Below are 13,452 nucleotides of genomic sequence, written 5' to 3' on the forward strand. Positions count from 1 at the left end.
TCGAGACTAGCCAACCGGTCTGGGCGGCGCGTGGCAGCGCCGCCTCAGGCGACGCGCGGCCGCGCGCCCAGCGGCGCCTCGAGCCGCAGCAGGCTCCGGCACCGTGCGCCGGCGCACCGGCAGCGGCGTCGCGGCCGCGAGCGCCGCCCTCGCCTCGCCCGGCACGGCCACAGGCGTCGACCACAGGCCCTCGACCCGCGGATCCGACCACGCCTCGAGCGCCCGCCAGCGCGCGCCGGCGCGCGCCGCCTGCCAGCGTCGGGCCTCGCCGAGCCCGCCGAGCAGCAGCCGCGAGGGGGCGATGCCGAGGCCGACGCCCGCGGCCTTCAGCAGCGCCTCCTTCTCGGTCCACACGCCGAGGCGGTCGAGGGCCGTCGTCGGCGCCCCCGGCCGGTCGTCGCGCTCGCGCGGGTGGAGGGCGTAGGCGTCGAAGCCCTCCCACAGCGCCCTGGCCGCCTCCACGTCGACCCCGACCGACGCCTCGGGCGCCGCCGATGCGACGGCGACGAGGCCGCCGGAGGTCGAGCTCGAGAGCGACTGGCCGTGGAGCGTGGGCCGGCCATGCTGCGCGCCGCACCGGGCGCAGGTGCGGTCGATGGGGAGCGCCGCGAGCTCGGGCAGCGTCGCGGCCGCACCCGCGCCCGCGAGGAGCCGCAGCGCCACCCGGCCCGCGAGCGTGCGCCGGGCGTCCTCCTCGCGGTGGCGCGCATCGACGGCCGCGAGGTCGTCGTCGCTCACGAGCGCCCGCGCCCCGCGCACGCTGCCCGCGGCGCGGTCCGTCAGGTCGAGCAGCTCGTCGACGCCCGTCACGAGCAGGTCGAGCAGCGGGGTCCCCTCGCGCATGGCCGGCCTCAGCGCCTGCTGATCCGCCGGTACTGCAGCACGGCGATGGGCGCGAAGATCGCGATGATCGCGACGCAGCAGAGGGTCGCGTAGAGCAGCGCGTGCTCGGCGGGCCAGCCGCCCGCCGTCGCGAAGCCGACAGGCGCCTCGTTGCCGAACAGCTGGCGCACGGCCGTCGCGACCGCCGTCACCGGGTTCCACTCCGCGATCGCGCGCAGCGGCCCGGGCAGCATGTCGGCCGAGACGAACGCGCCCGAGATGAACGAGACGGGGAACAGCCACAGCAGGCCCAGGCTCTGCGCCACCTCGACGCTGCGCGCCGAGAGCGCGATGAAGGCGCCGATCCAGGAGGTCGCGAAGGCGAACAGCAGCAGCAGCCCGAAGGCGAGCAGCACCTGGCCGACGTCGGTGTGCACGCGCCAGCCGATCGCGAGCCCGCAGAGCAGGATGACCGCGACCGAGATCGCGCTCGTCACGAGGTCGGAGGTCGTGCGGCCCAGGATCACGCCCACGCGCGACATCGGCAGCGCCCGGAAGCGGTCGATGAGCCCCGTCTGGAGGTCCTTCGCGAGGTACACGGCCGTGAACGAGGAGTTGAAGGTGAGCGTCTGCGCGAGGATGCCGCCGATGAGGAACTCGCGGTAGGCGTCGCCGCCGAGCGCGCTGCCGAAGACGAACGCGAGGATGAGCACGAAGATGATCGGCTGCGCGACGCCCGTCACGAGCGCCCCCGGGGTGCGGCGCACGCCGATGACGTTGCGGCGGGCGACGACGCCGCCGTCGCGGAACGCCTGCACGAGCGCGGTCATGCCGCCACCTCCTGCTCCTCGCGCGCGGCGTCGTCCGCCGTCGGCAGCTGCTGGGCGTCGGAGCCCGTGAGGCGCAGGAAGACGTCGTCGAGCGTCGGCTGCCGCACCGCGGCCTCCACCACCTCGATGCCCTCGAGGTCGAGCCGGTCGAGCGCGGCGCGCAGCCCGGCGGAGCCGTCGGCGGCGCTCGCGAGCAGCCGGCTGCCGCGCTCGTCGATCGTGGCGTCGGGCGCGATCGCCCGCACGGCGCCGAGCGCGGCGGTCGCGTCGGCGCCCTCCGCGAGGACGATGTCGAGGCGCGCGCCGCCCGCCTGGGCCTTGAGCGAGGTCGCGGTGCCCTCGGCGATGATGCGACCGGCGTCGATCACGGCGATGGAGTCGGCGAGCTGGTCGGCCTCCTCGAGGTACTGGGTCGTGAGCAGCACGGTCGTGCCGCCGCGCGTGAGCGCGGCGACGGCGTCCCAGGTGTCGCGGCGGCCGCGCGGGTCGAGGCCAGTCGTCGGCTCGTCGAGGATCACCACGGGCGGCCGGGCGACGATCGCGCCCGCGAGGTCGAGCCTGCGCCGCATGCCGCCCGAGTAGGCGCCGGCGCGCTTGCCCTCGGCGACGTCGTCGAGCCGGAACTCCCGCAGCAGCTCGCGGGCGCGCGCCTTGGCGTCGCGCCGGCGCATGCCGTAGAGCTCGCCCACCATCGTGAGGTTCTCGAAGCCGGTCAGGCGCTCATCGACCGCGGCGTACTGGCCCGAGAGCCCGAGGCGCTCGCGCACCGCGTGGCCCTCGCGGCGCACGGAGCGGCCCGCCACGATCGCGTCGCCCTCATCGGGCTCCAGCAGGGTGCTCAGCACCCGCACCGTCGTGGTCTTGCCGGCGCCGTTCGGCCCCAGCAGCCCCTGCACGGTGCCCGCGGGCACCTCGAGCTCGACGCCGTCGAGCGCCTGGTGGTCGCCGAAGCGCTTCCGGATCCCCTGGATCGAGATCACGAGGCGATGCGCACGCGCTCGGGCGCCGGCGTGATGTCCTGCCAGTGCTCGGTCACGTACTCGAGGCAGGCCTGCTTGCCCGCCGGTCCGAAGACTGCCACCCAGCCGCGCGGGACGTCGGCGAACTCCGGCCACAGCGAGTGCTGGTCGAGGTCGTTCACCAGCACCCGGAAGGTGCCGTCCTGGTCGTCGAAGGGGTTGGTCATCGTCGCGTCCTCCACTGCGTGTCGCGTATCTGATCTCTCTGGGGTGCTTCGGAGCGGAGCCCGCTCCGGTTGGTCACGACGCGCCGTCGAGGAGCGCGTCGAGCACCGGCGCGATGTCGTCCATGCCGCGCTCGCCGAGCACGTCCTGGTGGCGCGCCGCCACGGGGCTGGAGGTGACGGCGCCGCGCACGTGCGGCTGCCAGGCCTCCGGGCCGGGACGACCCGCGGGCACCTCCACGGTCGAGGCGAACACGTGCAGGTCGCCGTCGACGACCGGCGTCGCGGCTGCGTCGAGCAGCGCGCCGAGCTCGCGGAAGCGCCGCACCATGCGCTCGATCGACACCTCCGGCACGTCCGCGAGCGGGCTCGAGGCCTCACCGAGCGCCGCGCGCACGCGCGCGACGTCGAGCGGGCCCTCGGGCGGCCGCACGCCGTTCGCGTCGAGGAAGCCGCGCCACATCGCCTGCTCGTCCTCCACGCCCGAGAGCGCGGGGCCCGCGCCGGGGTAGGCGTCGAGGATCGCGAGCAGCGAGACCTCCTCGCCCGCCGCCTGGAGGCGCGCGGCGAGGTGGTGGGCGATGCGCCCGCCGAAGGAGTAGCCCGCGAGCGTGTACGGCCCGTGCGGCTGCGCCGCGCGGATCGCGTCGAGGTACGCGTCGAGCAGCTCGTCGAGCGAGCCGGCCGGCTCGCGGTCGGGCTCGTCGGGCGCGATGCCCGGCATCTGCACGCCGAGGATCGGGCGGCCTGTCGCGAGGCGCGTCACGAAGGTCGTGAACTTCCACGCGACGCCGCTCGCGGGGTGCACTGCGAAGACCGGGCGGCCCTCGCCCTCGCCGCGGAGCGGCAGCACCGTGCGGAGGCTCTCGGCGACGTCTGCGCCGCCGGAGCCGACGAGCGTCGCGAGGCCCGCGACCGTGGGCGCCTGGAAGAGCGCCTGCACGGGCAGCTGGCTGCCGAGCGCCTCGTTGATGGCGCGGATCGCCGGCTGCGCCACGAAGGAGTGGCCGCCGAGCGCGAAGAACGAGTCGTCGGCCCGCACGTCGTCGACGCCGAGCACCGTCGCGAACGCCGCCGCGACGGCAGCCTCCGCGCCCGCCGCCGGCAGCCGGCCCTCGCCGCCGCCCACCCGCAGGCTCGGGCAGCGCGCGCACGTCGGCCTTGCCGTTCGGCGTCAGCGGCACCGCCTCGATCGGCTGCACCGCCGCGGGCACCATGTAGTCGGGCACGCGATCCCGCAGCGCGCCGAGCAGGTCGTCGACGGCCCTGTCCCCGGCGCCCTCGCCCAGCACCACCCAGGCGCCGAGCGCAGTGCCGCGGCTCGTCTCGACGGGCCGCACGACCGCCTGTGCGACGCCGTCGAGGCCGCGCAGCAGCGCCTCCACCTCGCCCGGCTCGACGCGGTGGCCGCGGATCTTCACCTGGTCGTCGCCGCGGCCGAGCGAGACGACGGCCGGACGGCGGCCGGGCTCGGCGTCGCGCACGACGACGAGGTCGCCCGTGCGGTACATGCGGCTGCCGTCGGCCGCGAAGGGGTCGGCGACGAAGCGCTCGGCCGTCGCACCCGGCCGGGAGGCGTAGCCGTGCGCCAGCTGCGGCCCCGCGAGCCACAGCTCGCCGACGCTGCCGACGGGCACGGGTCGCAGCGCGGCGTCGAGCACGTAGCCGCGGCCCTCCGCCGTCGTCGCGCCGAGCACGGGCTCCGGCTCGTCGGCCACGCGGGCCACGAGCGAGTCGACGCCCACCTCGGTGGGGCCGTAGAGGTTCCACGCCTCGACCGCGGGGCGCTCCCGCAGCCAGCGCCACAGGCCCGCGTCGAGCGCCTCGCCGCCCAGCAGCATCGCGAAGGGGTCGTCGGCGGGCCGCGCGTCGAGCACCTCGCCCAGGCGGGTCTGGCCGACGAGCGCGGCGACGTAGCTCGGGGTCGTCTCCCACGCGTCGATGCGCTCGCGCTCCAGGAGCCCCACGAGGGCCTCCGGATCGCGACGCGTCGCGTCGTCCACGACGTGGATCTCGTGCCCCGCGGCGAGCCACAGCACCGGGTCCATCGCGGCGTCGAAGCCGACGCCCGTCGTGTGCGCCATGCGCAGGCGCCGCTCGGCCGGATCCGGCATGAGGGTGCCGCGGTGGCTCGCGAGCAGCGCCGCGAGCGCGCGGTGCGGCACCTGCACGGCCTTCGGCTCGCCGGTGGTGCCGGAGGTGAAGATCAGGTAGGCGGGCGCGTCGGGGCCCGGGAGCCCGGCCGGCGGCAGCGGGTCGGCCGCCGCGACGGGCGCCGCGTCGAGCAGCGCACCGATCGGCACGACCCGGTCGGGGGCGAGCCCCGCCTCGGCCGCGGCGGCCGCCGCGAGGTCCTCCTCGGCGCCGTCGGCGTGCACGACGAGGCGCGGGGCCGCCGTGCGCAGCATCGTCGCGACGCGCTCGAGCGGCAGCTCGGCGTCGACGGGCGCCACGACCGCGCCCGCGCGCCAGACGGCGAGCAGGGCGGCGAGGGTGTCGGCGGATCGCGGCAGGCGCAGCGCGACCACCTCGCCGGCGCGCACGCCGAGCGCCGAGAGCCCCGCGGCGAGCGCGTCGATGCGCGCGTCGAGCGCAGCGCCGTCGAGCGCGACCTCGCCGGCGCGCAGCGCGGTCGCGTCGGGCCGCGCGGCGAGCGAGGCCGCGAGGGCCTCGAGCACCGGCACCTGCTCGTGCACGGCCTCGCGGCCGGGCAGGAGGCGCACGCTCGGCTCGAGCGGCAGCGCCCGCATGGGCTGCTGCGGCGCGTCGACCGCCGTCGCGAGGAACGACAGCCAGCGCTCCACGAGCCCGCGCGCGGCGCGCTCCGAGACCAGCGTCGCGTCGTGCTCGAGCACGCCCTCGACGGTGCCGTCGGCCTGGGGCCGGAGGGTGAAGGAGAGGTCGAGCTTCGCGGCCCCCGTGCCCTCGGGCTCGAGGCGCGCCACGCGCACGCCCGCGAGGTCGAGCTCGAGCCCGGCGGGCTCCTCGACCGAGAGCATGGTCTGGAACAGCGGGTGCCGGCCGAGGCGCCGCTCGGGCGCGATCGCCTCGACGATGCGCTCGAAGGGCACGGCCTCGTGCTCGATCGCCCGCAGGGTCGTGGCGCGGGCGCGATCGATCGCCTCGGCGAGCGAGGGCGCGTCCTCGAGCCGCAGGCGCAGCGGCAGCGTGTTGACGAAGAAGCCGACGAGCTCGGCGAGGTCGGGGTCGGCGCGCCCCGCCGAGGGCGAGCCGATCACGACGTCGTCGCCCGCGCCGACGCGCTGCAGGAAGCCCGCGAGGCCCGCGAGCCAGCCGTGGAAGCCGCTGGCGCCGCGGCCGGTGGCGGTGCGCTGCACGGCGGCGCCGACCTCGGCCGGCACCGTGAAGCGCACCTGTCCGGCGCGCCGCGAGGCCGACTCGGGCCTGCGGCCGTCGACCGGCAGGGCGAGCTCGTCGGGGATGCCCTCGAGCTCCTGGAGCCAGGCCGCGAGCGCCGCCTCCTGCGCGGCCGCCTCGTCGTGCTCGAGCGCGCGCTGCATCCGCGCCCAGTCGGCGTACTGGGCCTCGAGCGGGCGCTGCAGCATCGCCGCGCCGCCGGCGCGCGCGCCGTAGGCGGTCGCCAGGTCGCGAGCGAGCGGGGCGAGCGAGGCGCCGTCGGTGGCGATGTGGTGGATCACCAGGTCGAGCCGCCAGGCACCCGCACCGGTCGCGACGAGCGCGGCGCGCAGCGGCAGCTCGGTCGTCAGGTCGAAGCCGCGCGCGAGGTCGACGGGCGCGTCGCCCACGATCCCCGTGGGTGCCTCGTGCACGCGCTGCACGGGCTGGCCGTCCACCTCGGGGTAGGTGGTGCGGAGCACCTCGTGGCGCGCCACGAGGTCGTCGACCGCGCCGCGCAGGGCGTCCGCGTCGAGGTCGCCCTCGAGCGCGGCCTGCAGCACGACGGAGTACTCGGCCGAGGCGGGGTCGAGGCGGTTGAGGAACCACAGGCGGGCCTGGTTGCGCGACAGCGGCAGCGCCTCCCCCGGCACCCTCGGGTGCTCGGCGGTCCAGGCGCGGAGCGCCGGCGCGGACGTCGCCTCGGCAGCCTCCGGCGCGCGCTCGGCGCGGCCCATGGCGGCCAGCAGGCCGGCCGGCGTCGGCGCCTCGAAGACGGTGCGCAGCGGCAGGGCCGAGCCCAGCTCGTCGCGCAGGCGGCCCATGAGCGTCACCGCGAGCAGCGAGTGCCCGCCGAGGGCGAAGAAGTCGTCGTCGAGCCCGACCTCGTCGGCGCCGAGCACCTCGGCGACGATGCGGCAGACCGCGCGCTCCGCGTCCGTGGAGGGCGCGCGGGAGCCCGCGGAGGCCGTGGGCTCCGGCAGCGCGGCCACGTCGACCTTGCCGTTGGGCGTCAGCGGCACCGCGTCGATCGCGGCGATCGCCGTCGGCACCATGTACTCCGGCAGCCGCGCCGCGGCCGCGCGGCGCACGGCATCCACGTCGGCCGCACCCACGATCCAGGCGACGAGCCGCGCGGTCTCGGGGCCGCCCGGGGCGACGACGCGCACGACGGCCGAGGAGACGCCCGGCGCCGACTCGAGCGCGCGCTCGACGTCGCCGAGCTCGATGCGGTAGCCGCGCAGCTTGACCTGGTCGTCGTCGCGCCGCAGGAACTCGAGCCGGCCGTCGGCGAGGCGCCGCACGATGTCGCCCGTGCGGTACATGCGGGTGCCGTCGCCGCGCGGATCCGCGACGAAGCGCCCGGCCGTCTCAGGCGCGCGCCCGCGGTAGCCGTGGGCGAGCGAGTCGCCCGAGAGGTACAGCTCGCCCTCGACGCCCGGGGGCACGGGCTGCAGGAAGCGGTCGAGCACGCGGGCCGCGGTGTTGGCGACGGGCTCGCCGATGACGACCCGGCCGGGCACCTCGATGCGCGCCACGACGGCGTCGACCGTGCTCTCGCTCGGGCCGTACAGGTTCCAGGCGTCGATGCCCGGCGCCGCCGCGAGGCGGTCCCACAGCGACTGCGGCACGGCCTCGCCGCCGAGCGCGAGGGTGAGGTCGCGGCCGCGCTCGGCGACGGCCTCCAGGAGGCCGACCGCCACGAGCTGCTGCGCGTAGGAGGGCGTGGTCTCCACGACGTCGATGCGCCGGTCGACGATCGCGCGCACGACGGCCTCGCCGTCCACGCGCGTCGCCTCGTCGGCCATCTCGAGCGCGGTGCCCGCGACGAGCCAGAGGATCGGGTCCCACGCGGCGTCGAAGCCGAGGCCCGAGAGGTGGAGCATGCGCGGCGCGCCGCCGGAGCGCTCGCGCACCGCGGCGATCATCGCGTCCTCGTGCTGGGCGAGCACGTTCGCGAGCGCCGCGTGCGGCACCTGCACGCCCTTGGGCGCGCCCGTGGTGCCGGAGGTGTAGACGAGGTAGGCGGGCTCGTGCGGCTCGGGGGCCGCCGGCAGCGGCGCGCCCGCCGACGGCAGGGCGTCGGGGGCCACCACGGGCGCGGCGACGCCGGCCTCGGCAGCGATCGACGCGAGGCGCTGCTCGTCGACGCCCACGATGAGCGCGGGCGCCGCGCCCTCGAGGATCTGGGCGATGCGCGCATCCGGGTAGGCGACGTCGACGGGCACGGCGACCGTGCCCGCGCGGAGCGCGGCCAGCACGACGGCGACGGCGTCGGCGGAGCGCGGCAGCGCGATGGCGACGCGGTCGCCGCGCTCGGCGCCGCGGGCCGCGATGCCCGCGGCGAGCGCGTCGACGCGCTCGACGAGCGCGACGCGGTCGAGCGCGCCGGTGCCGTCGACGAGCGCGTCGGCGCGCGGCGCGCGCTCGGCGCTCGCCCGGAGCGCGTCGAGCACGGTGCCCTCGACGGGCAGCGCGCGGCCGATCGCGGCGCGCTCGAGGCCCGCAGCGGTCTCGGGGTCGACCGAGGGGATGTCCGACACGCGGCGGTGCGGCGCCTCGACGAGCGCGCGCAGCACGCGGTCGAGCGCGTCGCGCATGCGCTCCGCCGTGGCGGCGTCGAAGAGCGCGCGGTCGTAGCCGAGGCTCGCGACGAGCTCGCCGTCGGCGCCCGCGGGCGTCGCGACGTCGATCAGCAGGTCGGCCTTCACGCCGACGCTCGTCGTCTGCGCCGGCACGGTGACCCGCACGTCGCCCAGGTCGAGCGCTGCGGGCTCGGTGCTCTGCAGGGTCAGCAGCACCTGGAACACCGGGTGCCGGTCGGCGACGCGGCTGGGGCGCAGCGCGTCGACCACGGCGTCGAAGGGCACGTCCTGGTGCGCGTAGGCCTCGGTGTTGCTCGTGCGCACGCGCTCGAGCAGCTCCTCGAGGCTCGGGTCGCCCGCGATCGAGGTGCGGAGCGCGACGGTGTTGACGAAGAAGCCCACGAGCTCGTCGAGCTGCGGGTCGGTGCGGCCCGCCACGGGCGTGCCGACCACGATGTCCTCCCCCGCGCCCTGCTGCTCGAGCATCGCCGCGACGGCGGCGTGCAGCACGATGAACAGGCTCGTGCGGTGCTCGGCGGCGAGCGCGCGGAGCGCGGCGTGGCGCTCGGGCGAGAGCGCGAGCCGCACCTCGCCCACGCCCTGCTGGGCGGGGTCGTCGGCGTCGGCCGCGCCGCGCGCGCGGTCGCGCGGCAGCACGATCTCCTCGGGGGCGCCCGCGAGCGCCTCGCGCCAGAAGGCGAGCTGGGCGGCGAGCTCGCTGCCGGCGTCGTCCGGGAGGCCCAGGTGCTCGCGCTGCCACAGCGCGAAGTCGGCGTAGTCCACGGGCAGCGGCGCGAGCTCCGGGGCCCGGCCCTCGGCGCGGGCGCGGTAGGCGACGCCCAGGTCGCGCGCGAAGGGCGCGAGCGACCATCCGTCGGTCGCGATGTGGTGCATGGTCACGACGAGCACGCGGCGGTCCGCGGCGACGCGCAGCAGCACGGCGCGCATCGGTGGCTCGACGGCGATGTCGAAGGGGCGGGCGGCCTCGTCGCGCACGACGGCCTCCACCCGAGCCTCGGGCACGTCCACGGCCAGCAGCCGCGGCAGGCCATCGTCGCCGAGCACCTGCTGCACGGGCTCGCCGTCGACGAGCGGCACGATCGTCCGCAGCGGCTCATGCCGTCGCGCGACGTCGTGCAGCGCGGCCTCGAGCGCGGCCTCGTCGAGCGCGCCCTCGAGCTCGAGCACCACGGGCACGTTGTAGGCCGCGGAGGCCGGGTCGAGCCGCTGCAGGAACCACAGGCGGCGCTGCGCGAGCGAGACGGGCAGCGGCTCGGGGCGGGGCGAGCGCGCGAGCCGGGGCCCGCGGTCGCCGCCCTCGAGCCCGGCGACGCGGGCGGCGAGGCCCGCCGCCGTCGGCTCCTCGAAGACGTCGCGCACGGCCACCGCCGCGTCGAGGCGCTCCGAGAGCAGCGCGGCCAGCCGGGTCGCGAGCAGCGAGTGGCCGCCGGCCGCGAAGAAGTCCTCGTCGACGCCGACGCCGTCGACGCCGAGCACCTCCGCGATCGCCTCGACGATGACGCGCTCGGCGCGCGTGCGCGGCTGCTGCGCGGGGTCGGCGGCGCTGCGCTCGGGCGCGGGCAGGGCGCGGCGGTCGAGCCTTCCCGTTGGGCGTCATGGGCATGTCGTCGAGCGCCATGACCGTCGAGGGCACCATGTAGTCGGGCAGGTCGCCGCGCAGGGCGTCGCGCACCGAGGCGCCCGAGGCGCCGGTCACGTAGCCGACGAGGCGCGCGGCCGCGCCCTCGCCCTGGACGACGACGGCGGCGCGCTCGACGCCGGGCGCGCGGCGCATCGCCGCCTCGACCTCGGCGAGCTCGACGCGGTAGCCGCGGATCTTCACCTGGTCGTCGATGCGGCCGACGAACCGCAGCGAGCCGTCGCGGCGGCGGCGCACGACGTCGCCCGTGCGGTACATGCGGGAGCCGTCGTCGGCGAAGGGGTCGGCGACGAAGCGCTCGGCGCTGAGCCCCGGCTGGCCGATGTAGCCGCGGGCCACGTTCGTGCCCGCGAGGTAGAGCTCGCCCACCGCGCGCGGCGGCACGGGCGTGAGGCTCGCGTCGAGGATGTAGTGGCGGCTGTTGCGCACCGAGCCGCCGATGTGCGGCTGCTCGCCCGCCACGATCTCGGCGACGAGGCTGTCGACGGTCGTCTCGGTCGGTCCGTAGAGGTTCACCGCCCGCACGTCCTCGCGCGCGGCGAGGGCGTCCCACAGCGCGGGGCCGACGGCCTCGCCGCCGAGGGCGATCTCGGTCGGGTGCTGCTCGGCCTCGAGCATGCCTGCAGCCAGGAGCGCCTCGGCGAACGAGGGGGTCGTCTCGATCGCGTCGATCCGCTCGGCGGCCAGGTGGGCCACGAGGCGCTGCGGGTCGCGACGCGTGTCGTCGTCGATCATGTGCAGCTCGTGGCCCGCGAAGAGCCACAGCAGCGGGTCCCACGCGGCGTCGAAGGAGAGCCCGGCCGTGTGGGCGACCCGCAGCGGGCGGCCGAGCCGCTCGACGGCGGGCGCGAAGAGCGCGTCGCGGTGGTGCTGGAAGAGGTTCCGCAGCGCGATGCCGTCGACGCCGACGCCCTTGGGCCGCCCGGTGCTGCCGGAGGTGAAGACGACGTACGCGAGGTCGTCGGGCGCCCGCGGCGGCAGGCCCGCGGCGCTGCCGGGGGCGCGCTGCCACCCGCTCGTGTCGCTGTCGACGACGACGGTCGGCACGGTCCACTCGGCGCCGAGCGCCCGGTCGCGCTCGAGCTGGCCGCAGCTCGTGAGCAGCAGCAGCGGCTCGGCGTCCTCGAGCATGCCGCGCACGCGGTCGATCGGGTACTCGGGGTCGAGCGGCACGTAGGCCCCGCCCGCGCGCAGCACCGCGAGCACGAGCAGCGGCAGCATGCGGCTGCGCTCGATGCGCACGGCCACGCGCGTGCCGGCGCCCACGCCCTGCGCGCGCAGGTGGTGCGCGAGCCTCGCGGAGCCCTCGTCGAGCTCGGCGAAGGTCAGGGCGCCGTCGGCGGCGACGACCGCGCGGTCGTCCGAGCGCATCGCGGCGGCCACGGCGAAGGCGTCGAGGATCGTCTCCTCGGCGAGCGGCACCTGCGCGCCCTCGCCGAGCCGGAGCATCGCCGCCGCCTCCGCGTCGTCGACGATCCGTGCCTCGACGACGGCCGAGGAGCCGTCCTCGAGGGCCTCGTCGATGAGGGCGAGCATGCGCCCGAGGTGCTCGCGGAGCGTCGCCTCGGTGTGCGCCGCGGCGTCGCCCTCGAGCTGCAGCGTGGCGTCGGCGGCCTCGCCGCGGAGGCCCGCGAGCACGATCGAGAGGTCGTGGACGGGGCCCGTGGAGAGGATCTCGACCTCGCCGACCGCGTCGCCGAAGCGGATCTCGTCGATGACCGGCAGCAGGTTGACGGAGGGGCCCGCGTGCGCGGGCGCGCCCTCGATCGTCTCCACCCGGAAGCGCTGGGCGCGCACGGCGCCGCGGACCACGTCGCCCGCGTGGCCGACGACGTCGTCGAGGCTCGCGGCGGGGTCGACGTCGATCCGCAGCGGCAGGATGCTCGAGAGCATCGAGGGCGTCATCTTCGCGACGCGCCCCCGGCGTGCCGTGACGGGCAGCCCGAGCGAGACGCGGCGCTCGCCCGTGACCTTCGAGAGGTAGACGGCGACGAGGCCGACGACCGTCTTCGGCAGGTCGCGGCCGAGGTCGGCGAGCCGGGCGGCGCGCTCGGCGCCGATGGGTGCCGAGACCCGCACGACGCTGCGGGCGACGCCCGTGGTGGGCCCCTCGAGCCCCACGACCGGCGCCTCGTCGGCGAGCGCGCTGCGCCAGTGCTCGGCGTCCTGCTCGTGCTCGGGCGAGGCCTCGTAGGCGGCGAGCGCCGCGTGCAGCTCGTCGAGGGAGGGCAGCGGCGACGCCGAGCGGGCGGCGAGCCGCGCCGCGGGGCCGGCGACGAGCCGCTGCAGCGCGCGCGGCACGTGCGCGGCGAGCCGCGAGTGCACGCCCGCGAGGTAGCGCAGGGCGATGACGGCCGAGTAGCCGTCGAGCACGATGTGGTGCACGCGCTGGAAGAGGATCGAGCGGTCGCCCGTGAGGCGGAAGAGGATCGCGTGGAAGAGCTCGTCGCCCTGCAGGTCGCGGGCCGTGCCCATCTCGGCGTCGACGCGCTCGCGCGCGACCTCCCGCGCGGTGCCCTCGTCGAGGTGGCGCAGGTCGACGACCTCCAGCAGGTCCGCGTCCGGCGCGGGCCGGCGCAGCACCGCGTAGGGGCCGTCGGCGTCCTCGCGGAAGCGCAGGCTGAGGGCGTCGAGGTCCGCGATCGTCTTCGTGAGCGCGACCCGCAGGAGCGCCGGCTCGAGCGGCCCGCGCAGCTGCAGCTGCTGCCCGATCTGGTAGGTCGGGTTGGCGGGGTCGATCTGCTGGGCGTACCAGATGCCGCGCTGGGCGTCGGTGAGCGCGATGCGCTCCCCCGCCGTCGTCAGGGCATGCTGCTGCTGGTCGGTCGTCACGTGCTCGCTCCTCCGTGGAGGAGCCCCGCCTGCGGCGGGGCTCCCGGGTCCTGCTGGATGGTGGTCGGGGTCCCCTACTGGAACTGGCCGATCTGCAGGAAGTTCAGGACGCCGCCGAGGTCGACGAGCGGTCCTTCCAGGAGCGGTCCCTGGATGAGCGTGGTGTCGTGCGAACCGGTGTGC

The 13,452-nt window shown here is 77.0% G+C and carries 5 protein-coding genes and 3 pseudogenes; all 8 read right to left on the reverse strand.

The window, feature by feature from the left end:
- Window positions 1–6: 6 nt before the first annotated feature.
- Window positions 7–843, reverse strand: coding sequence for a 4'-phosphopantetheinyl transferase superfamily protein (locus OVA14_RS13200; protein ID WP_267504278.1), 837 nt, complete (start codon window positions 841–843; stop codon window positions 7–9).
- Window positions 844–851: 8 nt separating this feature from the next.
- Entirely contained in the window at window positions 852–1,652 is an 801-nt protein-coding gene (locus tag OVA14_RS13205; RefSeq protein ID WP_267504279.1) for an ABC transporter permease, read from the reverse strand.
- Window positions 1,649–2,632, reverse strand: a complete 984-nt coding sequence (locus OVA14_RS13210; protein ID WP_267504280.1) for an ATP-binding cassette domain-containing protein — start codon at window positions 2,630–2,632, stop codon at window positions 1,649–1,651. Before OVA14_RS13210 ends, OVA14_RS13205 begins: the two co-directional genes overlap by 4 nt.
- Window positions 2,629–2,838 carry an MbtH family protein gene (locus OVA14_RS13215; RefSeq protein WP_267504281.1) on the reverse strand — a complete coding sequence of 70 codons (210 nt, stop codon included), beginning with the start codon at window positions 2,836–2,838 and terminating at the stop codon, window positions 2,629–2,631. Before OVA14_RS13215 ends, OVA14_RS13210 begins: the two co-directional genes overlap by 4 nt.
- A 73-nt stretch (window positions 2,839–2,911) precedes the next feature.
- Window positions 2,912–3,298 (reverse strand): hypothetical protein, encoded by a 387-nt coding sequence (locus OVA14_RS13220; RefSeq protein ID WP_267505607.1) that lies wholly within the window; start codon window positions 3,296–3,298, stop codon window positions 2,912–2,914.
- 3 nt (window positions 3,299–3,301) lie between these two features.
- Window positions 3,302–3,964: pseudogene (locus OVA14_RS13225) on the reverse strand (thioesterase domain-containing protein); the annotation flags it as partial.
- A 91-nt stretch (window positions 3,965–4,055) separates the two neighbouring features.
- Window positions 4,056–10,274 (reverse strand): annotated as a pseudogene (locus OVA14_RS13230) (amino acid adenylation domain-containing protein); the annotation flags it as partial.
- Between the two features lie 163 nt (window positions 10,275–10,437).
- Window positions 10,438–13,269: pseudogene (locus OVA14_RS13235) on the reverse strand (amino acid adenylation domain-containing protein); the annotation flags it as partial.
- Between the last annotated feature and the right edge of the window lie 183 nt (window positions 13,270–13,452).

Source organism: Agrococcus sp. SL85 (genome assembly GCF_026625845.1).
Classification (GTDB): Bacteria; Actinomycetota; Actinomycetes; order Actinomycetales; family Microbacteriaceae; genus Agrococcus.